The organism is Duganella sp. HH101, assembly GCF_001758795.1.
GTDB classification, from domain to species: Bacteria; Pseudomonadota; Gammaproteobacteria; order Burkholderiales; family Burkholderiaceae_D; genus Rugamonas; species Rugamonas rivuli.
Genome location: NZ_LRON01000027.1, coordinates 35,779 through 58,091 on the forward strand (window position 1 = coordinate 35,779; position 22,313 = coordinate 58,091).

Annotated in this window: 21 protein-coding genes; 15 read left to right on the forward strand and 6 right to left on the reverse strand. The window is 65.4% G+C overall.

Annotation, left to right across the window (positions count from 1 at the left end; translation table 11 throughout):
- Positions 1 to 39: 39 nt before the first annotated feature.
- The 8 genes from secD (at position 40) to DUGA2_RS28520 (ending at position 9,649) form a co-directional block, all read left to right on the forward strand.
- A complete protein-coding gene (secD, locus tag DUGA2_RS28485) occupies positions 40 to 1,893 on the forward strand; it encodes a protein translocase subunit SecD (RefSeq protein ID WP_070272721.1) in 1,854 nt (617 codons plus the stop codon).
- A gap of 43 nt (positions 1,894 to 1,936) precedes the next feature.
- Complete coding sequence (locus DUGA2_RS28490; protein ID WP_070272722.1) at positions 1,937 to 2,416, forward strand: hypothetical protein; 480 nt, start codon at positions 1,937 to 1,939, stop codon at positions 2,414 to 2,416.
- Positions 2,417 to 2,473: 57 nt separating this feature from the next.
- Positions 2,474 to 5,989: a DUF748 domain-containing protein gene (locus tag DUGA2_RS28495; protein WP_070272723.1), complete on the forward strand. Its 3,516-nt coding sequence runs from the start codon at positions 2,474 to 2,476 to the stop codon at positions 5,987 to 5,989.
- A 1-nt stretch (position 5,990) separates the two neighbouring features.
- Positions 5,991 to 6,839, forward strand: coding sequence for an EamA family transporter (locus tag DUGA2_RS28500; RefSeq protein WP_070272724.1), 849 nt, complete (start codon positions 5,991 to 5,993; stop codon positions 6,837 to 6,839).
- 52 nt (positions 6,840 to 6,891) lie between these two features.
- Positions 6,892 to 7,350 (forward strand): hypothetical protein, encoded by a 459-nt coding sequence (locus DUGA2_RS28505; protein WP_070272725.1) that lies wholly within the window; start codon positions 6,892 to 6,894, stop codon positions 7,348 to 7,350.
- Positions 7,351 to 7,411: 61 nt separating this feature from the next.
- A complete protein-coding gene (locus DUGA2_RS28510; protein ID WP_070272726.1) occupies positions 7,412 to 7,729 on the forward strand; it encodes a hypothetical protein in 318 nt (105 codons plus the stop codon).
- A 102-nt stretch (positions 7,730 to 7,831) separates the two neighbouring features.
- Positions 7,832 to 9,028 (forward strand): alanine transaminase, encoded by a 1,197-nt coding sequence (gene alaC, locus DUGA2_RS28515; RefSeq protein WP_070272727.1) that lies wholly within the window; start codon positions 7,832 to 7,834, stop codon positions 9,026 to 9,028.
- An 84-nt stretch (positions 9,029 to 9,112) separates the two neighbouring features.
- Positions 9,113 to 9,649 carry a hypothetical protein gene (locus tag DUGA2_RS28520; protein WP_070272728.1) on the forward strand — a complete coding sequence of 179 codons (537 nt, stop codon included), beginning with the start codon at positions 9,113 to 9,115 and terminating at the stop codon, positions 9,647 to 9,649.
- On the opposite strand, the gene DUGA2_RS28525 is transcribed toward DUGA2_RS28520, so the two are convergent.
- Positions 9,646 to 10,662, reverse strand: a complete 1,017-nt coding sequence (locus DUGA2_RS28525; RefSeq protein ID WP_070272729.1) for a zinc-binding alcohol dehydrogenase family protein — start codon at positions 10,660 to 10,662, stop codon at positions 9,646 to 9,648. The two genes, DUGA2_RS28520 and DUGA2_RS28525, sit on opposite strands and share 4 nt — an antisense overlap.
- A gap of 89 nt (positions 10,663 to 10,751) precedes the next feature.
- Between DUGA2_RS28525 and DUGA2_RS28530 the strand changes: the two genes are divergently transcribed.
- Positions 10,752 to 11,666, forward strand: a complete 915-nt coding sequence (locus tag DUGA2_RS28530) for a LysR family transcriptional regulator (protein WP_083296518.1) — start codon at positions 10,752 to 10,754, stop codon at positions 11,664 to 11,666.
- An 84-nt stretch (positions 11,667 to 11,750) separates the two neighbouring features.
- On the forward strand, positions 11,751 to 12,824 hold the full coding sequence (locus tag DUGA2_RS28535) for an AI-2E family transporter (RefSeq protein WP_070272730.1): 1,074 nt from the start codon (positions 11,751 to 11,753) through the stop codon (positions 12,822 to 12,824).
- A gap of 72 nt (positions 12,825 to 12,896) precedes the next feature.
- Here DUGA2_RS28535 and DUGA2_RS28540 read toward each other — a convergent pair whose 3' ends face one another.
- Positions 12,897 to 13,121 (reverse strand): hypothetical protein, encoded by a 225-nt coding sequence (locus tag DUGA2_RS28540; protein ID WP_008446853.1) that lies wholly within the window; start codon positions 13,119 to 13,121, stop codon positions 12,897 to 12,899.
- Between the two features lie 139 nt (positions 13,122 to 13,260).
- Between DUGA2_RS28540 and DUGA2_RS28545 the strand changes: the two genes are divergently transcribed.
- Genes DUGA2_RS28545 through DUGA2_RS28555 form a run of 3 tightly spaced genes read left to right on the forward strand, consistent with a single transcriptional unit; the run spans position 13,261 to position 15,710 of the window.
- Positions 13,261 to 13,974, forward strand: a complete 714-nt coding sequence (locus DUGA2_RS28545; protein WP_070272731.1) for a phosphatase PAP2 family protein — start codon at positions 13,261 to 13,263, stop codon at positions 13,972 to 13,974.
- Positions 13,908 to 14,882, forward strand: coding sequence for a diacylglycerol kinase family protein (locus DUGA2_RS28550; RefSeq protein ID WP_083296519.1), 975 nt, complete (start codon positions 13,908 to 13,910; stop codon positions 14,880 to 14,882). Before DUGA2_RS28545 ends, DUGA2_RS28550 begins: the two co-directional genes overlap by 67 nt.
- Before the next feature lie 9 nt (positions 14,883 to 14,891).
- Positions 14,892 to 15,710 (forward strand): metallophosphoesterase, encoded by an 819-nt coding sequence (locus tag DUGA2_RS28555; protein ID WP_070272732.1) that lies wholly within the window; start codon positions 14,892 to 14,894, stop codon positions 15,708 to 15,710.
- A 117-nt stretch (positions 15,711 to 15,827) separates the two neighbouring features.
- Here DUGA2_RS28555 and cls read toward each other — a convergent pair whose 3' ends face one another.
- Together cls and DUGA2_RS28565 are read right to left on the reverse strand one after the other, a co-directional pair.
- Positions 15,828 to 17,219, reverse strand: coding sequence for a cardiolipin synthase (cls, locus tag DUGA2_RS28560; RefSeq protein ID WP_070272733.1), 1,392 nt, complete (start codon positions 17,217 to 17,219; stop codon positions 15,828 to 15,830).
- The gene (locus tag DUGA2_RS28565; protein WP_070272735.1) at positions 17,216 to 19,303 is read right to left on the reverse strand and encodes a site-specific recombinase; all 2,088 of its coding nucleotides are present in this window, start codon (positions 19,301 to 19,303) and stop codon (positions 17,216 to 17,218) included. The genes cls and DUGA2_RS28565 overlap by 4 nt, the downstream gene beginning before the upstream one ends.
- A 233-nt stretch (positions 19,304 to 19,536) precedes the next feature.
- Here DUGA2_RS28565 and DUGA2_RS28570 point away from each other — a divergent pair, with 233 nt between their 5' ends.
- Together DUGA2_RS28570 and DUGA2_RS28575 are read left to right on the forward strand one after the other, a co-directional pair.
- Positions 19,537 to 20,619: a porin gene (locus DUGA2_RS28570; protein ID WP_070272737.1), complete on the forward strand. Its 1,083-nt coding sequence runs from the start codon at positions 19,537 to 19,539 to the stop codon at positions 20,617 to 20,619.
- Positions 20,620 to 20,661: 42 nt separating this feature from the next.
- Positions 20,662 to 21,498 carry a branched-chain amino acid aminotransferase gene (locus DUGA2_RS28575; protein ID WP_070272738.1) on the forward strand — a complete coding sequence of 279 codons (837 nt, stop codon included), beginning with the start codon at positions 20,662 to 20,664 and terminating at the stop codon, positions 21,496 to 21,498.
- Here DUGA2_RS28575 and DUGA2_RS28580 read toward each other — a convergent pair whose 3' ends face one another.
- Together DUGA2_RS28580 and DUGA2_RS33845 are read right to left on the reverse strand one after the other, a co-directional pair.
- Entirely contained in the window at positions 21,499 to 22,029 is a 531-nt protein-coding gene (locus tag DUGA2_RS28580; protein WP_070272740.1) for a DUF3617 domain-containing protein, read from the reverse strand. It abuts the gene before it with no gap.
- A gap of 76 nt (positions 22,030 to 22,105) precedes the next feature.
- Positions 22,106 to 22,252 (reverse strand): lmo0937 family membrane protein, encoded by a 147-nt coding sequence (locus DUGA2_RS33845; protein WP_008446864.1) that lies wholly within the window; start codon positions 22,250 to 22,252, stop codon positions 22,106 to 22,108.
- Positions 22,253 to 22,313: the final 61 nt, after the last annotated feature.

Sequence of the window (22,313 nt, forward strand, 5' to 3'; positions counted from 1 at the left end):
ACAGTTTAGGTCGGTCCATTCTTAAAAAGAGATTAAGAGATGAATCGTTACCCGCTGTGGAAGTACATCGTGATTGTGGTCACGTTGTTGTTGGGCGCGCTCTACACCGCGCCCAATTATTTTGGACAATCGCCGGCGCTGCAGATCAGCAGCGGCAAGACCAGCGTGCGCATCGGCGCGGAGCTGGTGCAGAAGGTCGAGGCCGCGCTGCAACAGGCGCAGGTGCCCACCGCCGGCGTGGCCTATGACAGCGCCCATGCCTCGGTGCGCGCACGCTTCACCGATCCCGATACCCAGTTCCGCGCCAAGTCGGTGCTGGAAAAAAGCCTGAACGCCGATCCCTCAGATCCGAACTACCTGGTCGCGCTGAATCTGCTGTCCGACACGCCGAAATGGATGCAAAGCCTGCACGCGCTGCCGATGTACCTGGGCCTGGACCTGCGCGGCGGCGTGCACTTCCTGATGCAGATCGACACCAGGGCCGTGCTGGACAAGAAGCTGCAAGGCGTGCAGGCCGCGCTGCGCGGCGCCCTGCGCGACAAGTCCGTCCTGCATAGCGGCGTGGTCCGCGTCGGCGACACGATAGAAATCAGCTTCCGCGACGAAGCCATGCGCAACAAGGGCCGCGACGTGATCGCAGGGCAGGGCGCCGAGCTGCGGCTGGCCGATGCGGGCGATGGCGCGCAGCTGAAGACGGTCGTCACGCTGAAGCCCGAGGCGTTGAAGCAGACCATCAGCGACGGCGTCACGCAAAACATCTCGACGCTGTCCAAGCGCGTCAATGAGCTGGGCGTGGCCGAGCCCATCATCCAGCAGCAGGGCGCGGATCGCATCGTGGTGCAGCTGCCCGGCGAGCAGGACGTGGCGCGCGCCCGCGCCGTCATCGGCCGCACGGCGACGCTGGAAGTGCACATGGTCGACGAGACCGTCACGCGCGGCACCGAGATGGGCGCGGCGATTCCCCTGGGCTCGCAGCTGTACACGGCGGGCAGGGATGCGCCGGCCGTGCTGTACAAGGAAGTCGTGCTGACCGGCGACTACATCACCAGCGCCACCGCCGGCCAGGACGAGAACAACCAGCCGGCCGTGTTCATCGAGCTCAATTCGGCGGGCGGCCGCAAGATGTCGGCCGCCACCAGCGACCGCGTCGGCAAGCACATGGCCATCGTGCTGATCGAGAAAACCGGCAAGCCGGAAGTGATCTCGGTGGCCACGCTGACCAGCGAGCTCAATGCCCGCTTCCGCACCACCGGCGTCGGCACCGCGCAGAACGCGGCGGACCTGGCGCTGATGCTGCGCTCCGGCGCGCTGTCGGCGCCGATGGAAATCGTCGAGGAGCGCACTATCGGCCCGCAACTGGGCGCGGAGAATATCGCCAAGGGTTTCTCCTCGACCGTGTACGGCTTTGCCGCGATTGCCGTGTTCATGATCGGCTACTACATGTTGTTCGGCTTCTTCAGCGTGCTGGCGCTGGCCTGCAATCTGTTGCTGCTGCTGGCGCTGCTGTCGCGCATGCAGGCGACGCTGACCTTGCCCGGCATCGCCGCGATCGCGCTGGCGCTGGGCATGGCGATCGACGCCAACGTGCTGATCAACGAGCGCATCCGCGAGGAGTTGCGCGGCGGCGCCACGCCGCAGCAGGCCATCGCCGTCGGCTTCGACCGCGCCTGGGCCACCATACTCGATTCCAATGTCACCACGCTGATCGTCGGCGTGGCGCTGTGGGTGTTCGGCTCGGGCGCGATACGCGGCTTCGCGGTGGTGCACTGCCTGGGCATCCTGACGTCGATGTTCTCGGCGGTGTTCGTGTCGCGCGGCGTAGTCAATCTTTGGTATGGCCGGCGCAAGAAACTCGCGTCGCTGTCTATCGGTACCGTATGGCGCGGCAAATAGATTGTGGGGGATAATGCAAGCACTCACATCACAGGGGGCTCCCATGAAAAAAGCTTTACTCGGCTGCGCATTGCTGGTGGCGTTTGCCGCCCACGCGGATGAAGCCGCCATGTGCTCGGCGTCGGCCGGCACTTACCGCACCGGCGTGGTCGTCAAGGGGCCGAAGTTTTCCCACGGCCAGTTCCGCAAGGGCGTGGAGCTGTCGCACACGCATCTGAGGATGAAGGCCGACCAGGACGGCAAGGAATACGATGTCGCCATCGACAATGTATTCGCCAGCGGTTTCGAACCCAACCAGCGCACCGTGCCGGCCTCGTTGAGCGGCATCCGCGTCAACGACAAGGTCGAGGTGTGCGGCCAGTTGTACACGCACGGCGGGGTAGGCATCCATTGGGTGCATACCAACTGCGGCAAGAAGCCGAATCCGTCCAAGCCGGACGGCTGGCTGAAGGTGATCGCCGCCGACGGCGCGCCGGGGCAGAATATCGAGAGCAACACCCAGTACTGCTCGCTATTCAACTAGTTGTTGTCGTGCTTGCTATACTGTTGCCTGTGGAATAGAAATCTTCAGGGGAATAGTTTGCAGGTACTGAACAAACGATGGAAGCGATGGGGTGCGGGCGTGGCCGGCGCCGTGGGCGTGTATGCGCTGGCGGGTGGCTGGTTGCTGCCGCAGGTGATCAAGAGCCAGCTTCCGAAGTTTGTCGAGACCGAGCTGGAGCGCAAGGCTAGCATCGGGGAAGTCAGTTTCAATCCCTTCACCTTGCGCCTGGCGGTGCGGCAGTTCCAGTTGACCGAGGCTAACGGCGCGCCGCTGTTCGGCGTCGGCGCGCTGGAGGTGGAGATGCAGTGGCGCTCGCTGCTGCGTCGCGCCTGGAGCTTTGCCGATATCCGCATCGTGGCGCCGTCGGTGCAGCTGGCGATAGCGGCGGATGGCAAGTTCAATATCGCGGAGTTCGTGGCGACGCTCAACAAGCGCAAGCACGACGACAGCGATAGCGGCATGCCGCGCCTGGTGATCGAACATTTCGCGCTGGAGCAGGGCAAGGTCGATATGCATGACCGTCACGCCGGCTACAACGATACATACGCGCCGATTGCGTTCACGCTGAACAATCTGAGCACGCTGCCCGACGAGAACGGCGACTACACGCTGAGCGCCGATGCGGGGCTGGGCGGCAGGCTGCGCTGGAAGGGCACGGCGGCGCTCAATCCTATCGCGGGCAGCGGCTTGCTGACGCTGGAGAATGTGGCCTTGCCGGGCATGGCGACTTACCTGAAGTCGTTTGCGCGGGTGGCGGTGGTCGATGGCCGCTTGTCGGCCAAGCTGCCTTACAAATTCGCTTACAAGGATGGGCTGTTGGATGCGGGCCTGTCCGGGGCAGGCCTGGCGTTGAGCGACCTGGCGGTCAAGCGCGATGGCGCGGCCGAGGCGTTCGTCAAGCTGAAGCTGTTCGATGTCAGCGATGTTGGCGTGGACCTGCTCAAGCGGACGGTGAACGTGGGCGGCCTGCACGTCAGCGGCGGCGCGCTGGCGGTGCGTCGCGATGCCAAGGGGGAGCTCGATCTGGCGGGCTTGATGGTGCCTGCGGCGCCAACGCCGACCGCGACCCCGGCGCCTGCTGCCGCGCCGGCGAGCGGATCGGCCGCATCGTCGAGCGCGCACGCGGCGGCACCGGCGGCGAAACCGGCCCCGGCTCCGGCCGGCAACTGGAAAGTCCACCTCAAACAACTCGCGCTCGACGACATCGCCGTGGCGGCGGTGGACGAAACGGTCAGCCCCGCGCTGAAATTCAATGCGGACAAGCTGAAGCTGCGCCTGCAACTGCAAGCCGAACCCGCGGCTGACGGCCTCAAGCTCAACATCGCCGACGCATCCTTCTCGCTGGACAACCTGGTCCTGGGCAGCGGCGCGCTGACGCCGTTGAAGCTGGCGCAACTGGGCTTCGATGGCGGCGAGATCGACCTGGCCGCGCACAGCGCCAAGCTGGGCCGCCTGTACGCCGACGGCGGCCAGCTGGACCTGTCGCGCGACAAGCAGGGCAGATTCCTGTTCCTGAACACCTTCCCGAAATCGGGTGGCGGCGCCGCGCAGCCGGCCGCGAAGGACGCACCGGCCGCCGCGCCGTGGACGGCCAACATCAAGACGGTGGAGTTCAACAAATTCGGCGCCCGCTACGACGACGCCAGCACCGGCATCACAGCCAACCTGCAAGACTTCAACCTCAAGCTGACCGACGCCGGCACCGACCTGAAGAAGCCATTGGCATTCGCCGGCAGCGTCGGCCTGCGTGAAGGCGGGCAATTGGCCGCCAAGGGCAAGGTCGTGCCGGCCACCGGCGCCGTCGAGACCGACCTCAAGTTGACCAAGCTGGCGATCGCGCCGATACAGCCTTTGCTGTCCAAACACGTCAAGCTGAAGATCGCCGACGGCAGCATCTCCGGCCAGGGGCATTTGCACACCGGCGCCGGCGGCAAGGCCGATCCCTCGCTGCGCTACGACGGTTCGCTGGAAGTGGCCGAGCTGACGCTGAACGAAGAAGACAACGACCGCTTCGCCCACTGGAAAACCGTGCGCGCCGACAAGCTGGCCTTCAGCCTGTCGCCGGATCTGCTGGACGTGGCCGAACTGCGCGTGGTGCAGCCGGACGCGGCCCTCATCATTGAAAACGACCGCAGCCTCAATGCCCAGCGCCTGCTGGTGCAGCAGCCCGCAGAGGCGGCGCCCGCCACGGCATCGGCGCCCGCAGCCAAGCCTGCCCCGGCGCCCGCAGCGGCGGCCGAACCGTTCCCGGTGCGCGTGCGCCGCGTGCGTGTCGAGAACGCCAGGTTGGCCTTCACCGACCTCAGCCTGCGTCCGCAATTCAGCGCCAAAATTTACGAGCTGGGCGGCGTGATCACCGGCCTGTCGTCGCGACGCGACGCCAGCAGCCAGATCGAACTGGACGGCCGCGTCGACGAGTTCGGCCTGGCGCGCATACGCGGCAAGCTCAACCCCTTCGTCCCGGCCGACAACACCGACGTCAACGTCGTGTTCAAGAACGTCGACATGGTGTCGGCCTCGCCCTACAGCATGAAGTTCGCCGGCTATAAGATCGCGGAAGGCAAGATCTCGCTGGACCTGGAGTACAAGGTGCGCCAGGGCCAGCTGGAAGGCAACAACCACATCGTGCTCGACAAGCTGACCCTGGGCGAGCGCATCGACAGCCCGGACGCGCTCAAGCTGCCGCTGGAACTGGCGCTGGCCATCCTGAAGGACAGCGACGGCCGCATCGACCTCGGCGTGCCGGTCTCCGGCAATATGAACGATCCGCAGTTCAGCTACGGCAGCGTGGTGTGGAAGGCGATCGGCAACATCATGACCAAGATCGTCACCTCGCCGTTCCGCGCGCTGGGCAATCTGTTCGGCGTCAGCGGCGACAAGCTGGAGTCCATCGACTTCGATCCGGGCAGCAATGTCGTGCTGCCGCCGGAGCGCGAGAAATTGAAACAGGTGGCGCAGATCCTGGCGAAGAAGGCGCAGCTGAAACTGTCCGTGCCTGGCCAGTACAGCGTGGAATCGGACGGCGCGGCCCTGCGCGCGCAAGCGCTGCGCCGCGTGGTGCTGGCGCGTGCCGAGGTCAAGCTGGCCGCCGGCGAACAGCCGGGACCGCTCGACATCGGCACGCGCAAAGTGCGCGGCGCCATGCGCGACCTGTACGCCGAACGCTTCGGCGCGGCCGAGCTGGACAAGCAGAAGAAGGCCACCGAAGCCGCCGCTCCCGCCACTGCTGGCGCAGCCACGGCAGCCGATGCCAACGCCGGCGCGCAAAAGAAACTGCCTATCCTGCAGCGCCTGGGCAAGATGGTGCAGGGCGAGCCGCAAGTGGCGGACGCCAGCGCCTTCTACGCCAAGCTGCAGGAACGCCTGGAGCAGAACCAGCCGTTGCCGGCGGACGCCTTGCCGCAACTGGGCGCCAAGCGCGCCGCCGCCATCCTCGCCGCGTTGAAGGATGACGGTGTCGATCCCGCCGCCGCCCACAGCACCGCAGCGGAAACGGTGGACGCCCGTGCGGGCAAGCCGATTGCGTTGAAGCTCGGCCTGGCTGCCAAATAAGATGACGGACGATAAAAAACACGGCAGCGCACTGCTGGCCGGCTTGGCGCTGCTGACCAGCCAGCTGTCGATCAATGTCGGCGCGGCGGTGGCCAAGCATCTGTTCCCGCTGATCGGCGTGGAAGGCGTGACGGCCTACCGCGTCGGCATTTCGGCGTTGCTGATGATGCTGGTGTTCCGCCCGTGGCGCACGCCGCTGACCTGGAAGCAGGGTTGCAACGTGGCGATCTACGGCAGCGTGATCGGCTTGATGAACCTGCTGATCTACCGCTCCTTCAGCCGCATCCCGCTGGGCATCGCGGTGGCGATCGAAGTGGCCGGACCGTTGACGGTGGCGGTGCTGTCGTCGCGTCGCCCGCGCGATGTCGCCGCCGTCTGCCTGGCCGTGGTGGGCCTGTACTTCCTGCTGCCGATCCACGGCGAGGTCGGCCAGCTCGACCCGGTCGGCGTGCTGTACGCGGCCGGCGCGGCGGTGTGCTGGGCCTTGTACATCGTCTACGGCAAGCGCGTGTCGGCCATGCATGGCGGACAGTCGGTGGCGTGGGGCATGCTGGCGGCGTCGATGTTCATCGTGCCGATCGGCGCGTGGTACGCGGGCGCGGCGCTGCTGACGCCGACCTATCTGCTGATCGGCCTGGCGATTGCGGTGATGTCCAGCGCCTTGCCGTACACGCTGGAGATGGTGTCGATGCGCACGCTGTCGTCGCGCACCTTCAGCATGTTCAGCAGCGGCGCCCCGGCGCTCAGCGCGCTGGCCGGCATGGCGGTGCTGGGCGAACACCTGACGCTGACGCAATGGCTGGCCATCGGCAGCATCGTGCTGGCCTCGGCGCTGACTTCTTTGCGTTGAATCAGGTCTGCTGAGCTTGCTTGGGCCGGTCGAACAGGCCTAGGATGCAAGCATGGACATCGAGACGAGACTCATACGGCTGGAAGAATTTTCTGTCGAGGCGCAGCAGCGGCTGGGGCGGCTGGAGGAGTTTGCCATCGAGGGGCGTCAACGGCTTGAACGTCTGGAAGAATTTTCTGTCGAGGCGCAGCAGCGGCTGGGGCGGCTGGAGGAGTTCGCCATCGAGGCGCGTCAACGGCTTGAGCGGTTGGAGGAATTCGCCATCGAGGCGCGCGAACGGATGATCAAGATCGAAACGCGCCTGGACCACATCGAGGCCAATATGGCTACCAAGGCTGACTTGGCAAATCTCAGCGCCACCATGATCAAATGGATAGTCGGCATGGTGAGTGGCGCAGGGCTGGCCGCCATCACCGTCATGACGTTTGTGTTGAACAACGCGGTTCCGCCCAGGGCAGCTCCATCTGCGTCACCCGCACCCATCGTCTTTCAGCTGCCGCCAACCAGATAAGCCTTGCGTTGCATTTGTGATCAGTTCGTGGCAGCATAACTGCTCATTGACGGAGCCCCCTATGCAAACCGCCCAAGCACAACAACCCATCGCCGCCGCGGCGGTCTCGCTGATCGCATGGATTTTCTGCGTCGCCGCTTTCCTGCCGCCGCTGAACCATTACACCATGAGCTCGGTGCCGCTGATGATCCTGGCCGGCGTCGGCATCGCGGTCTGCCTGATCGTGCACCTGATCTTCATCGGCATGTCGGCGCAGCGCCTCGGCCGTTCGCCGGCGCTGTGGGTGATCGTTTGCCTGTGCCTGTTCCCGATCGCGTCCATCGTCGGCCTGATCCTGTTCGAGTGGTTCAGCGAACAGGAGAAACAGGCCGGCGCCTAAAAAGGGTATTGCAAAAAGCCGAAACCTTCGGCTAGTATGGATGCCGATGCAACATTGCATCGACGTCGCTCGGACGGTTCCGGGCGCTTACGTGAGACATCCATGACTGACACCCAAACTCCGCGCAGCTTTTCGCGCATCGATCGCCTGCCTCCCTACGTTTTCAATGTCACCGCCGAGCTCAAGCTGGCGGCCCGCCGTCGCGGCGAAGACATCATCGATATGTCGATGGGCAATCCTGACGGCGCCACGCCATCCCACATCGTCGAGAAACTGGTCGATACCGTCCAGCGTCCCGACACGCATGGCTACTCGGCCTCCAAGGGCATACCGCGTCTGCGGCGGGCGATCGCCAAGTGGTACAAGAACCGCTACGAAGTCGAGTTCGATCCCGACTCGGAAGCCATCGTCACCATCGGTTCCAAGGAAGGCCTGGCGCACCTGATGCTGGCCACGCTGGACCAGGGCGACACGGTGCTGGTGCCCAATCCCAGCTACCCGATCCACATCTGGGGCGCGGTGATCGCCGGCGCCAATATCCGCTCGGTGCGCATGACCCCCGGCGTCGATTTCTTCGACGAGCTGGAGCGCGCGGTGCGCGAGAGCTACCCGAAACCGAAGATGATGATACTCGGCTTCCCGTCCAATCCGACCGCGCAGTGCGTGGAGCTGGAATTCTTCGAACGCGTGGTGGCGCTGGCCAAGCAGCACAACATCCTGGTGGTGCACGACCTGGCCTACGCCGACATCACCTTCGACGGCTGGAAAGCGCCGTCCATCATGCAAGTGCCGGGCGCGCGCGAGGTGGCGGTGGAATTCTTCACCATGTCCAAGAGCTACAACATGGCGGGCTGGCGCATCGGCTTCATGGTCGGCAACAAGGAACTGGTGGCGGCGCTGGCGCGCATCAAGAGCTATCACGACTACGGCAGCTTCACGCCGGTGCAGGTGGCGGCGATCGCCGCGCTGGAAGGCGACCAGAGCTGCGTGAGCGAAATCTGCGCGATGTACCAGAGCCGCCGCGACGTGCTGCACAAGGGCTTGTGCGAAGCGGGCTGGCCGGTGGACAAGCCCAAGGCGTCGATGTATATCTGGGCGCGCATCCCCGAGCCGTATCGCCACCTGGGTTCGCTGGAGTTTTCCAAGTTGCTGCTGGCCGAGGCCAAGGTGTGCGTGTCGCCCGGCATCGGCTTCGGCGACTATGGCGATGAGTACGTGCGCTTCGCGCTGATCGAAAACGAAGCCCGCATCCGCCAGGGACTCCGCGGCATCAAGGCCATGTTGCGCAAAGCCGAATAAATCTGCGTGGACTTTACGCCGCATCAAGCGCCTTGCTTGATGCGGCGGCTACTGTGTTCCTGAAATCCTACAGGAGCGTCCATCATGTCTTCCTCGCCCGTCAGCGACAGCACGCGTCGGTTGCTCGACGCCGTAAGGAAACTCGAACTCACCTTGCAATCGGCCGGCTTGCCGCGCGTACTGGCGCGGCTGCCTGTGTGCTGGCTGTGCTGGCACTACTGCCGCACGCTGGACCAGAAGATCGTCCGCATCCAACGCATCTCCGGCAAGTTCGACCAGTGGCTGCCGGCGATCCGCTCCTACGCGAAGGAGGGACCGGCGCAGACCGAGCTGATCGACGTTGACTTCAGCATGCGCGGCGATATCGAGGCCACCAAGAACACCATGTGGGAATTGCGCAGCTACTGCATCGACGTCGGCCGCATGTTCGAGCAGCTGGGCTACCAGTCGCCGGGGCTGCGCCGGCGGCAGGCGCAGTTCCTGCAGATCCTGGAAACCTCCTGCGTCTCGGCCAGCACCATGCAGGCGGCGTTGGCCGAGCATGACAACGCGGTGCTGGACCTGCTGCGCACGCGCCAGATGGAACAGCGCGCTGCCGACGGCGGCGCGCCGGCCGCTTAAAACCCTTCCAGCACCAGCTTGCCCTTGGCGCGGTTGCTTTCGATGAGGGCGTGCGCGCGCTTCAGGTTGGCCGCGTCGATCTTGCCGTAGCGTTCGGCCAGCGTGGTCTTGATGACGCCGGTATCCACCAGCGTCGCCACATCGTTCAGCAGCTGATGCTGCTTCTGCATGTCCGCCGTCTCGAACATCGAGCGGGTGAACATGAACTCCCAATGCAGCGACACGCTCTTGCGCTTGAGCAGGCGCACGTCGATGGCGGCCGGATCATCGATCAGCGCCACCTTGCCTTGCGGCGCGACCAGCTCGGCGATGGCGGCCCAGTGCTGGTCGGTCTGGTTCAGGCTGGCGACGTGGCTGACCGGCGGCAGGCCGAGGCGGGCGATCTCTTCGTTCAGCGGCTTGCTGTGGTCGATGACGTGGTGCGCGCCCAGCTGCCTGACCCAGGCCGCCGTGTCGTCGCGCGAGGCGGTGCCGATCACGGTCAACCCGGTCAGCTGGCGCGCCAGCTGCACCAGGATGGAGCCGACCCCGCCCGCCGCGCCGATCACCAGCAGCGACTGTCCATGCGTGGCGGCCTTGTCGCGGCTGACGCCCAGGCGTTCGAACAGCAGTTCCCAGGCGGTGATGGCGGTCAGCGGCAGCGCGGCGGCCTGGGCGTAATCGAGCTTGGCCGGCTTGTGGCCGACGATGCGCTCGTCCACCAGGTGCAGTTCGCTGTTGGTGCCCGGGCGCATCAGCGCGCCGGCGTACCAGACTTCGTCGCCCGGCTTGAACAGCGTGACGTCGGGGCCGACGGCCTTAACCACGCCGGCCGCGTCCCAGCCGATGACTTTGCTGTCGCCTTCGGCCGGCGCCATGTTGGCGCGGATTTTCACGTCCACCGGATTGACCGAGATGGCCTTGACCTCGACCAGCAGGTCGCGGCCGGTCGCTTGCGGCGCCGGCAGCTCGATATCGATCAGGGCGTCGTCGTGGGTGATGGGGAGGGACTTGCGGTAGGCAACGGCTTTCATGGCATCTTCCGAATGAGTTGGGATGGGCGTATCATCATTTATTTCGTACGGCTGAAAAAGAGGCTGAATAACGAAACACTTTCAAAGGAATGAAGATAGTGCTGCGATTGGATGATTTGAGCGTCTTTGTCCGCACCGCCGACCGGGGCAGCCTGTCGGCCGCCGCGCGCGAGCTGGAGATTTCGCCGGCGCTGGCCAGCGCCGCCGTCAAGCGGCTGGAGGGCGAGCTGGGCTTGCGGCTGTTCGCCCGCACCACGCGCTCGCTGCGATTGACGGAGGAGGGCGAACACTACCTGGGCAACGCCCGCGAGGCGCTGCGCTTGCTGAAGGAAGGCCGCGATGCGCTGATCCAGGGGCAGGAAACGCTGGGCGGCACGCTGAAGATTTCCATGCCGTCCGACCTGGGCCGCAATATGATGGTCGGCTGGCTGGACCAGTTCCAGGCGCTGTATCCCCAGGTCAGCTTCCAGCTCGGCATCAGCGACCGCGTGTCGGACATGTACCGGCAGCCGGTCGACATCGCCATCCGCTACGGGCGGCAGGAGGATTCCGGCCTGGTCGCCTTGCCGCTGGCGCCCGACAACCGCCGCGTGCTGGTGGCGTCGCCCGACTACATCCGCCGGCACGGCAAGTTGAAGGCGCTGGACGAACTGCTGCGCCACAACTGCCTGCGCTTCATGGTGGAGGAGGTGATCCACGACCGCTGGAGTTTCTACCGCGACGCCGCCGCCGGGCCGGTGGCGCTGCACGTCAACGGCAACCGCAGCGCCGACGACGCCGACGTGGTGCGGCGCTGGGCGGTGGCGGGATTGGGCATTGCCTACAAATCGCGGCTGGACGTGGCGGACGATATCCGCAGCGGGCGCCTGCATATCCTGTTGCCGGCCATACTGGGCGAACCGGCGCCACTGAATATGCTGTGCATGCACCGCGCGCAGATCACCCCGACGGTGCTGCAACTGCGGGACTTCCTGCGCGCACGATGCGAGCAGGCCTACGCTTAGAGAATGATTAAAACGCCAAGCCGCCGTTTGCGGCCGGGGCAAATGCGCTTACCATAGCCACAATATTTTCCAGGAGATACTCCGATGACCGAAACCCAGCGCGACATCCTCAGTGCCGGCTTTTCCCTGACCTTGATCGCGCTGGCGGCCTTCGTCATGCATCGCTTTTTCCTGCCGCTGATCTGGGCCGGCATACTGTGCGTGGCGACGTGGCCGCTGTACCAGCGCATACGGGCGCGCTTCGGCCGCCACGACGTGCTGGCCGCCGCCGTGCTGACGCTGATCTGCGCGGCGGTCTTCATCGTGCCGGTATCGCTGGGCGTGGCGCAGGCCGCCAAGCAGGCGCCGGAACTGGCCAACTACATCGTCACCGCCAACACCGACGGCATACCCGTGCCGGCCTTCGTGCTGCACCTGCCGATGGTCGGCGAGTGGATCAGCGACTGGTGGCAAGCCACGCTGAGCCAGCCGCATGGCTTGTCGCACCTGCTGTCCGAACGCGAGATCAACGGCCTGCACTCGGCCAGCGACATGATCAAGGTGGCCGGCGTGGGCTTTATGCACCGCCTGGTCGACTTTGGCCTGGCCTTCCTGTGCCTGTTCTTCTTCTACAAGGACGGCGAGGCGCTGAACCGGCAGATAGCCGCCATCGGCAGCCACTGCCTCAGCGAGCAGCGCTGGGCGCGCTATGCGGAAAAAATCCCGACGGCGATCCGCGCCACCGTCAACGGCCTGGTGCTGGTCGGCCTGGCGGAAGGCGTGTTGATCGGTATCGGTTACGCGTTCGCAGGCCTGCCGTCCCCCGCTCTGTGGGCGGCGGTGACGGGCATCCTGGCGATCATTCCATTCGGTGCGCCGATCGCGTTTGTCAGCGCGGCGGCGGTGCTGGCGTTCAATGGCGCGGTACCGGCCGCCATCGCGGTGGCGGTGTGGGGTACCATCGTGCTGTTCGTGGCGGACCACTTCGTACGGCCCGGCATGATCGGCAACGCCACGCGGCTGCCGTTCCTGGCCGTACTGTTCGGCATACTGGGCGGGGTCGAAACCCTGGGCCTGGTCGGACTGTTTATTGGTCCGGTCGTGATGGTGTTGTTTGTGACGCTGTGGTACGAGGCGAATCTGTTTGATGACGGTTCGCCAGTTGCCAAACCCAGGTGAGGAGCGCGAGCGAGGTCGCGGCGTCGGCCGGCCTGTCTTGCGACTGGATCGGGCAACTGGCACCGGCAACCATTAGTGCGCCTTCGACAGGATCAACAACCAGCGGCGGAACATCAGCACTTCCAGATGGCCTGCCTGGACGCCGGTGTCGCATTCCATGATGGGGTTGACCGCGTAGTAGCGCTTGCGGAAGTCACGGCAGACCAGCAACTCACGTTTGCCCATGCGCACCAGGAAAGAGGTAGGCATATATTCCAGACCGAAGCGGGAACCAAAGCTGCTGTGCAGTGTAGTCATGACGTTTCCTTTTGGAGGAGTAGTGTTTATCGAGGAGTTCAGAATAGCATAAGTACTGTATGAATAAACAGGTACTGTGTAAATAAACAGTAAATTCGCTATTTCGTGGTTTTTACGCCAACTTGATCGGCCACGGGCCTTGGAGCACCAAATTTTCAACAAATTCGTACGTTTCATCGAAGCAAGACTCTCTCCCGGCGGCGAATTCGGCCTGCACCTGACCTTGGGCCTGGCGCTGCTGCTGGTCTCGGGCGCGGTCTTCGGCGACCTGGCCGAGGATGTGATGGGCAAGGAAGCGATCACCGTGCTGGACCTGCAAGTGGCGCACTGGTTCCATGCCCACGCCTTCGAACCGCTGACCAGCTTCATGCTGGGCGTGTCGTGGCTGCACACGGGCGTCGGCATGGCGGCGATGGTGGCGGCGCTGGGCTGGCACTTCTGGCGCGTCAAGGCGCGCTACTGGCTGTTGGCGCTGCTGGTGGCCGTGCCCACCGGCGCGGCCCTGAACGTGGCGCTGAAGTACTACTTCCAGCGCACCCGGCCGGTATTCGACGATCCGCTGGTGACGCTGGCGACGTACAGCTTCCCCAGCGGCCACGCGGCGGCGTCGACGGTGTTCTACGGCCTGCTGGCGAGCTACCTGGTGATCGCCCGCCCGCACTGGCATGTGCGCTTGGGAACGGCCGTCGGCTGCAGCTTGATGGTATTGTTGGTGGCGTTCAGCCGGGTCTACCTGGGCGCGCACTTCATGAGCGACGTGCTGGCGGGGATGGCCGAGAGCGTGGCGTGGCTGGCAATCTGCATCACGGCGATCTCGACACTGCGTCGGCGCCGCGAAGGCAGAACCGTATAAACTATTTTCAGGAGAACGCGCTGGACAGCATCATCGTTATCGTCAACGCCGGCGCAGGGCTGGGCTATTGCGGCGGCTGGGTCGCCGCGCTGGAAGAGAAGTTTCGCAGCCACGGCGTCGAGGCCGACATCACGCTGGCCAAGAGCGGCGCCGAGATGATCGCGCGCGCCGAGCAGGCGCTGGCCGACGGCGCGCCCGTCGTGGTGGCGGGCGGCGGCGACGGCACCATCAACGCGGTGGCCTCGGTGCTGGTGGGCAGCGCCACGCGGCTGGGCGTGCTGCCGCTGGGCACGCTGAATCATTTCGCCAAGGATTTGAAGATCCCGCTGGACCTGGACCAGGCCGTCGCCAACGTGGTGCAGGGCAGGGTGTGCCAGGTGGACGTGGGCGAGGTCAACGGCCGCATCTTCCTCAACAACTCCGGCCTGGGCATTTATCCCGACATCGTACGCGACCGCGAACAGCAGCAGCGCCACCTGGGGCGCGGCAAATGGCCGGCGTTCGGGCGCGCGCTGTTCGCGGCGCTGCGGCGCTTTCCCTTCATGAGCGTGCGGCTCAAGATCAACGGCGAAGACCATCTGCGGCGCACGCCCTTCGTCTTCATCGGCAACAACGAATACCTGCAGGGCCTGACGCTGGGCGCGCGCGAGCGGCTCGACAGCGGCAAGCTGTGCCTGTATGTGGCGCAGAAGCCGACCCGGCTCGGCCTGCTGCGCTACGGCATGCATGCGCTGTTCGGCAAGCTGGGGGAGGCGCGCGACTTCGACGTGTTGTCGGCGTCGGAGCTGGTGATCGAAACACGGCATCATCACATGCGCGTCGCCACCGACGGCGAGGTGACGCTGATGAAGCCGCCGCTGTGCTACCGCTCGCGGGCGGCGGCCTTGCATGTCATCGTTCCGGCCTAGGAGGGCCCCATGCGCACCATCGTTCATTTATCCGACCTGCATTTCGGCCGCGTCGACCACCAGCTGTTGCGGCCGTTGCAGGAGCTGGTCGCCAGGCTGGCGCCGGACGTGGTGGTGGTGTCCGGCGACCTGACGCAGCGCGCCAAGACCGAGGAGTTCAAGGCGGCACGGGCTTTTCTGGATACCTTGCCGGGGCCGCAGATCGTGGTGCCGGGCAATCACGACATCCCGCTGTACAACGTCGCCAGCCGCTTCCTGGCGCCGCTGCGCAAGTACACGCGCTACGTCACGCTGGACCTGACGCCGGAGTATGTGGACGACGAGATCGCCGTGCTGGGCATCAACACCGCGCGCTCGCTGACGTTCAAGGATGGCCGCATCAACCGCGAGCAGATCGCGCAGATACGCCACCGCATGGGCGCGGTCGATCCGCACCTGACGCGCATCATCGTCACCCACCATCCCTTCGATTTGCCGGACTCGTTCGACAAGGACGACCTGGTCGACCGCGCGCCGCTGGCGATGCGGGCGTTTGCCGAGTGCGGTGTGGATTTGCTGCTGGCCGGGCATATGCATGTCAGCCACGCGCACAACACGGCCGAGCGCTACGAGATCAGCGGCTATGCGGCGCTGATGGTGCAGGCTGGCACGGCCACGTCCACGCGCGGGCGCGGCGAGTCGAATTCCTTCAACGTCATCGACGTCGAGCACGACCGGGTCGAAGTGCACCGCTACAGCTGGGTGGACGGCACCGGCAGCTTCGAGCTGGCCCACACCGAGCGCTTCCAGCGCAGCGGCGGCACCTGGTCGCTGACGGCCGCGGCATGACTAACCGTGGGGTCAAGTCTACCGTGGGGTCAAGTCTGACATTTGGACACGAGCTCAACTGTAGCAACAGCTACAGTTGAGCTCGTGTCCAAATGTCAGACTTGACCCCACCGATTTTTAGAGCCAGTAGTTCATGAAGCGGGCGGCGAATTCGCGCAGGCGGTCGGCCCACGGGCGGTGGCGCCACGCTTCCGGCGTGATCCGCACCGAGTCGCGCAAGTCTTCCTGGAAGGCCTTCTCCATCTCGGTGCCGAACACCTCGCCCATCACCACCACGTTCAGCTCGCTGTTGTGCAGGAAGCTGCGGGTGTCGATGTTGGTCGATCCCACCGTCGACCAGTTGCCGTCGATGACGGCGGTCTTGGCGTGCAGTACGGCCAGCTTCAACTGGTGGATCTGCACGCCGCTGTCGAGCAGGTCGTCGTAGAAGGCATGGCCGGCGTAGAACACCAGCCCGCTGTCCGACACGCCCGGCAGCACGATCTTCACGTCCACGCCGCGCCGCGCGGCCGCCATCAGCGCGTCCACCGTCTGCCGGTCCGGCACGAAGTAGGCGGAGGTGATGTGGATGCTTTTTTTCGCCTCCTGGATCGCCAGGTTGTAGGCCTTGTAGATTTCGAACTTGCCGCCGGGCTCGCTGCCCAGCACGCGCACCACCTTGTCGCCGGCGATCACCGGCTTGGGGAAGTAGTCGGCCGCCGGCAGGTCGTCCTTGTCCTGCGTGGCCCACTGGCGCACGAACAGCCACTGGAAGGCCTGCACCGCCGGCCCTTCGATCTTGATGTGGGTGTCGCGCCAGCCCACCTGCGACTTGTCGGTGGGCCGGGCCGCGGAGCGGAACAGCGAGCTCTTGGCGTAGGTGGCGCTGATGTTGATGCCGCCGGTGAAGGCGGTGGCGCCGTCGACGATCAGCACCTTGCGGTGATCGCGGCTGTTGAGCTTCCAGCTTTCGCCGCTCAGCTTGGCCGGATTGACCGGGTTGAATTCCACCAGCCGGATGCCGGCCTTGCGCATGCGCTCGAAGAACGCGGCCGGCACGCCGATCGTGCCGACGCTGTCGTACAGGATGTTGACCGTCACGCCTTGCTGCTGCTTCTCGATCAGCGCGTCGGCGAACTTCAGGCCCAGCTCATCCTGGTCGAAGATATAGGTTTCCAGGTTGATGCTGCTGCGCGCGCCGTTGATGGCCTTGAGCATCTCGGCCATGGTTTGCGGGCCGTCGAACAGCAGCGTGCACTTGTTGCCGGCGATCAGGGGCACGCCGGTGGCCGCCTCCTCCAGCGCGGCCTGCGCCTGCAAGTCCAGCGATCCCTTGGGCCAGCGCTTGGCCAGCAGCGCCCGCGTGCGCGCCTCGCCGATGGCGCCGTTGGCGCCCTGGACGCTGGGCGTGGCGGCCGGGTCGAGCTTGCCGCTCATCGCGGTCACGTCGGGCAGCGACGCGCACGCGCCCAGCAGCCCCCAACACATCAAGGCCGGGGATAGCCAGTAGCGCATGCGGGTAATGTTCATCTGTGTGCCTTATCGTTGGACTTCGATTCATCGGCCAGCGCCTGGGGCGCGGCCTCTTCCGCGGCGGAGCCGAAGAAGAACGAGATGGGTCCCTGGCGGAACCGGCGCCCCAGCGCCTTGAGCAACTGCCAGCCGTGCTTGAAATGCACCTGGCGCGAGCGCAGCGCCACCCACAGCGCCAGTCCGAAGCTGACCAGCAGGTTGACCGTGCCGATCAGCAGGAAACCGGCCACCGAGGTCGCCACCAGTTGCCAACTGACATTGTGATCGAGTCCGACCATGGCTGTCGCAAAGTTGGCGGACGAGAAAGTGACGTGGCGGATATCCAGCGGCATGCCCAGCAAAAAGCCCAGCAGCGGCATCACGCCGAGCAGGATGCCGAAGAAGAAGTTCCCCATCAGCCCGCCCAGATTGTTTTCCATGTACACGCCCAGCCGGTCCAGGCGCTCCTGCCCCAGCAGCCAGCGCAGGCCGCGCAGCTGCGCGATGCGCTGCGCCCAGCGGGTGTACAGCGCCTTGTTGTCGTAGTAGCCGGAAATCAGGCCGGCCACGAACAGGCAGACGCCGGCGATGGCGGCGTAGATCAGCGTCGGCGCGTGGAAGGGGTCGATGTCGTGCAGCAGGTGCATGGCCTTGTCCGGCGACACCAGGTGGTGGCCGGTGATCAGCGGCCAGGCCATGGCGATCAGCCACGCGGTCGGGATGGCGGTGGCCAGGTTGCCCAGCACCGCCATGTTCTGCGTGCGTATCACCTTGTTGCACAGCTCGGCCATGCTGTCGAGGTCGATGTTGCGGCCATCCTTGCTGTGCAGGCCGGCCGCGATGCGCGAGGCCGTCATCGCCGGCTGCTTGGTGGCGACGGTGAAGTGCAGCAGGTGGATGAACATGAAGCCCAGCGAATAGTTCATGCTGAACAGGAAGGCTTCGACCAGCGGCGCGGCGCGCAGGTAGGACATCAGGATCTTGAACAGCGCCATGAAGCCGATCACCAGGCCGGCGCCGGCCGAGGACACGAACATGCCGCCCAGCTCCTTGCGGTGGTCGGCCACGTAGTGCTCGCCGGTGTGGCTGGCGTTCTCGGTGACGTTGCGCGCCAACAGGTCGATGTTGTCGCGCATCAGGTCGCGCACCATGTACTTGTTGTTGTGCGCCTCGATCAGTTCCAGCGCCAGGCCGATGGCGGCGCCGCGGCGCGGGCTGGGCGGGCCTTCCTGCTGGTGCGGCGCGTGGCCGGCGTCGACCGGCTGGATCTCGGCCGGCGCTGCCTGCAGCTCGCCGCTGACGTCGACCAGGAACAGCAGCTTGCGCAGCCGGTCTATGCTCTGCGTCAGCGTCACCAGCAGATAGGTCAGGGCGATGCTGGTGCCCTGGCTCAAGGCCTTCTTGCGGATCTTGGCGACCACGGCGTCGCACTGGTCCAGCATCACCAGCAGGTGGCGCGCGTCTTCCGGCGCGGCCTGCTCGCCGCCCAGCATGCGCTGGTAGTGGTCGAGATAGGCGTTGACCTCGAAGTTCTGCACCATGAAGGGCGATTCGTAGGTTTCCATCTCGGTGTGGAAATTGGTCAGCGTCGGTTCCAGGCCGATGGCGCACACGCGGTAGGACAGCGTGCGTATCGCTTCCAGCAGGCCGGGCAGCATGAGGTTCGGGCCGGCGGGCGCGTCGTTGACCACGTCCAGCAGGGCCAGCCAGTCGGCGGCCGGCACGGCGGCGATCCACAGGTAGTCGGTGCGGCGGTAGACCACGCGGTCGAGCGCGTCGCTGAGGTAGTCGTCGCCCAGCGCGGGCGGCAGGATGCGGTAGGCGATGCGCCGCTTGAGTTCGGTGAAGAAGCCGTCGTTCGACAGCACGCCGATCTCGGTGTACAGGCTGGCGTGGCGGCGGCTGGCGAGCAGCTTGCGGGCGTAGTGGTGCAGGGCCAGCGCGTGGGCGGGATTGCCGCGCAGTAGCTGGCACAGGGTGCGCACATTGGCCGTGGCGCGGGCGCCGTCGGTGGCGCGCGCGGGACGCAGGGTATCGAACAGCTCGACCATCAGGCCGATGTCATTGCTGTCTGCGTCTATGCGTTCGAGGATGTCTAGCATGCATAAGGCGGGCGGACCGCGTAGGACAAAAACGCAGTATAGACGTATAAGTCTGCCAAGTATGTACGCTGGCGTACATACTATATCCACGAGGAAACTTGCATGCGGACCGGGTAAGAGATTTCCTACATCGACACGGCCGCGCCGGCAGGGGGAAACGTGGTCGTCCGCACAGAAGCGCGGCGCTGTCCGTCCTACGATGGAGCCATCCTTACACCAGACGCTTTTACATCATGAAACCGACCACGCTCGCACTGGCCCTGATTGCACCACTGACCGCCTGGGGGCAGCAGGCGCCCACCGCCGCGCAGGTGTACGGCCTGCTCGACGCCGGCGTTGTGGCCGAGCGCGGCTGCCAGGGCGCCTGCGCGCGCACCCGCGTCGACAGCGGCGTCGCCTCCGGCTCCCGGCTGGGCGTGCGCGGCCGCGAGGACCTGGGCGGCGGCACGGCGGCGGTCTACACGCTGGAGGCGGGCGTGCTCAACGATACCGGCGCCTCCGACCCGAACAACAAGCTGTTCGGCCGCCAGGCCTACGTCGGGCTGGACGGGCCGCTGGGCGCGGTCACGCTGGGCCGGCAGTACAACCTGGTCTACGAAACGCTGACCGACGTGGCCGATCCCTTCCACGGCGGCATGGCCGGCAGCGCCGCCAACCTGGTCGGCTACAGCGTCAAGCGCTACGACAACACCATCAAGTACCAGTCGCCGCGCAGCAGGGGCGGCTGGACCGGCGCGGCCATCTACAGCTACGGCGAATCGCCGTACAACAGCAAGGTCAACCGTGCTTACGGCGCCACCATCGGCTATGCCCATGGCGCCGCCACGCTGCGCATCACGCACCAGCGCAAGGACAATCTGCTGGACGCCACCGGCACCACGCCGGCGGTCGACCAGTCGGCCCGCAACACGCTGGTGGCCGCCAACATCGACTTCGGCCGCTTCGTCGGCTATGCCGCCTACGGCCACAGCAGGGGCGACGGCAGTTCGCCGTGGGACATGTCCAACCCCTATGGCGCGGTGGCGCAGAGCACGCCGTCCAACAACAGCCGCGACGTGCTGGTCGGCGTCGCCGTGCCGATGGGCGCCACCACCTGGCTGGCGTCCTACATCCGCAAGGACGACCGCGGCGGCGCCAACCGCGACGCCAGCCAGATCGCCGTCGGCGCGAGCTATGCGCTGTCCAAACGCAGCGATGTGTACGCCTCCTTCGCCAAGATCCAGAACCGCAACGGCGCCGGCTACACGGTCGGCAACGCCAGCAGCGCCGGCCACGGCGACCGCGCCATCAACATCGGGGTGCGCCACGCGTTCTGATCCGTGCTAAATTGCTCGTTTTAGCACTCACCAGGAACGAGCATGTATCTGACTTACTTCAACGGCAGCTGGTCTGAAGGTAACACCCCCTTGTTTGGCGCGATGGACCACAGTGTGTGGCTCGGCTCGTCCGTGTTCGACGGCGCGCGCTCGCTGCGCGGCCACATGCCCGACCTGCGCCTGCACCTGCAGCGCGTAATCACCTCGTCCGAGCGCCTGGGCCTGGTGTGCCCGCTGAGCGTCGACGAGATGGAAAAGCTGGTGCGCGAGGGCGTGGCCAAGTTCCCGGCCGACGCCGAGCTGTACATCCGTCCGCTGGTGTTCGGCACCGACGGCCTGCTGGTGCCGGTGCCGGAAAAGAGCGCGTTCGCGCTGACGCTGTTCGATGCGCCCATGCCCGCCTTCACCGGCTTCTCGGCCTGCCTGACGGCGCTGCGCCGCCCGGACCCGTCGATGGCGCCGACCGACGCCAAGGCCTCGGCCCTGTACGCCAACACCAGCAAGGCCATCCGTGAAGCCCAGCAGCGCGGCTACGACAACGCGGTGGTGTGCGACAACGCCGGCAATGTCGCCGAGTTCGCTTCCGCCAATCTGTTCCTGGTCACGCCGGAAGGCAAGGTGGTGACGCCGGTGGCCAATGGCACCTTCCTGTCCGGCATCACCCGCGCGCGTGTGATCGCCTTGCTGGCGCAAGAGGGCATCGTCGTCGAGGAACGCTCGGTGCGTCCCGAGGAACTGCAGACGGCGATCGAGATCTTCAACACCGGCAATTACGGCAAGGTCACGCCGTGCATACGCTACGAGGCGCGCAGCCTGCCGGTGGGCCCGATCGCCACGCTGGCCTTCCAGCGCTACATGGCGTTCTGCGACAGCGAGTAATCAGTTGGGCTTGGCCGGGCAGCTGGCGCCCAGCCAGCGTCCGGTCGATTCCACCTGCACGTTCTGCGGCTTGCCGCCGGCTTCGCTGCTGACGTTCATATTCATCACATAGCTGCTGTCGCCGTTGAAGCGCAGCGTGCCGGTGCCGCTGGAGGCCGGCTCGGTGCAGCTGAACGAGATGTTCATGCCGCCCGCCACCGGCTCGCTCTTCGACGTGCACTTGCCTTTCTGATTCATCGGCAATTCCTTCTTGGCCACCATCTCGGGCGTGACGCAGGCGGTGATGACCATGCCGCCGTCGGCGCCGGCCTTGGGCAGCGAGGCGCCGTTCTGCTTCATCATCGCCTCGATCTGCGCGCGCTGCTCGGGCGGCATATTGGCCAGCTGCTTGAGCGCCATGCCCATGGCCTGGTCGGTCTGGGCATTGCCGGTCTTGACCTTGTTGCTCAGCTCCCACAGGCCGGGCTTGATGGTCTGGGCGGAGGCTTGCACTGCGGCCAGCATGGCCAGCGACACTATCAGTCGTTTCATGTGATCTCCAGGAAAAGAAAAACGGCGCGCCACCGTCAAGTGGAGCGCCGCTTCAGAGGGGCTTGCAGAGTGGGCGCTACACGCCGCGTCCGCTAATCAGGCGCAGCAGCACCATGATGATAGCAACAACCAGCAGGATGTGGATAAATCCGCCGATGGTGTACGAAGTGACCAGGCCCAGCAGCCACAGGATAAGCAAAACTACAGCGATGGTATAGAGCATGACTCTCTCCTCAGGTTGTTATGCGATGCCCACGGTGGACATCGAAAGCGATTGCGAACGT

What these genes read in the sequence shown, in the direction of transcription:
- DUGA2_RS28555 (WP_070272732.1), top strand. Translation starts at nt 14,892, where the DNA reads ATGCGCACCATCGTTCATTTATCCGACCTGCATTTCGGCCGCGTCGAC.
- DUGA2_RS28505 (WP_070272725.1), top strand. Translation starts at nt 6,892, where the DNA reads ATGGACATCGAGACGAGACTCATACGGCTGGAAGAATTTTCTGTCGAG.
- cls (WP_070272733.1), bottom strand. Translation starts at nt 17,219, where the DNA reads ATGAACATTACCCGCATGCGCTACTGGCTATCCCCGGCCTTGATGTGT.
- DUGA2_RS28570 (WP_070272737.1), top strand. Translation starts at nt 19,537, where the DNA reads ATGAAACCGACCACGCTCGCACTGGCCCTGATTGCACCACTGACCGCC.
- DUGA2_RS28575 (WP_070272738.1), top strand. Translation starts at nt 20,662, where the DNA reads ATGTATCTGACTTACTTCAACGGCAGCTGGTCTGAAGGTAACACCCCC.
- DUGA2_RS28535 (WP_070272730.1), top strand. Translation starts at nt 11,751, where the DNA reads ATGACCGAAACCCAGCGCGACATCCTCAGTGCCGGCTTTTCCCTGACC.
- DUGA2_RS28500 (WP_070272724.1), top strand. Translation starts at nt 5,991, where the DNA reads ATGACGGACGATAAAAAACACGGCAGCGCACTGCTGGCCGGCTTGGCG.
- DUGA2_RS33845 (WP_008446864.1), bottom strand. Translation starts at nt 22,252, where the DNA reads ATGCTCTATACCATCGCTGTAGTTTTGCTTATCCTGTGGCTGCTGGGC.
- alaC (WP_070272727.1), top strand. Translation starts at nt 7,832, where the DNA reads ATGACTGACACCCAAACTCCGCGCAGCTTTTCGCGCATCGATCGCCTG.
- DUGA2_RS28490 (WP_070272722.1), top strand. Translation starts at nt 1,937, where the DNA reads ATGAAAAAAGCTTTACTCGGCTGCGCATTGCTGGTGGCGTTTGCCGCC.
- DUGA2_RS28525 (WP_070272729.1), bottom strand. Translation starts at nt 10,662, where the DNA reads ATGAAAGCCGTTGCCTACCGCAAGTCCCTCCCCATCACCCACGACGAC.
- secD (WP_070272721.1), top strand. Translation starts at nt 40, where the DNA reads ATGAATCGTTACCCGCTGTGGAAGTACATCGTGATTGTGGTCACGTTG.
- DUGA2_RS28580 (WP_070272740.1), bottom strand. Translation starts at nt 22,029, where the DNA reads ATGAAACGACTGATAGTGTCGCTGGCCATGCTGGCCGCAGTGCAAGCC.
- DUGA2_RS28510 (WP_070272726.1), top strand. Translation starts at nt 7,412, where the DNA reads ATGCAAACCGCCCAAGCACAACAACCCATCGCCGCCGCGGCGGTCTCG.
- DUGA2_RS28520 (WP_070272728.1), top strand. Translation starts at nt 9,113, where the DNA reads ATGTCTTCCTCGCCCGTCAGCGACAGCACGCGTCGGTTGCTCGACGCC.
- DUGA2_RS28565 (WP_070272735.1), bottom strand. Translation starts at nt 19,303, where the DNA reads ATGCTAGACATCCTCGAACGCATAGACGCAGACAGCAATGACATCGGC.
- DUGA2_RS28540 (WP_008446853.1), bottom strand. Translation starts at nt 13,121, where the DNA reads ATGACTACACTGCACAGCAGCTTTGGTTCCCGCTTCGGTCTGGAATAT.
- DUGA2_RS28530 (WP_083296518.1), top strand. Translation starts at nt 10,752, where the DNA reads ATGAAGATAGTGCTGCGATTGGATGATTTGAGCGTCTTTGTCCGCACC.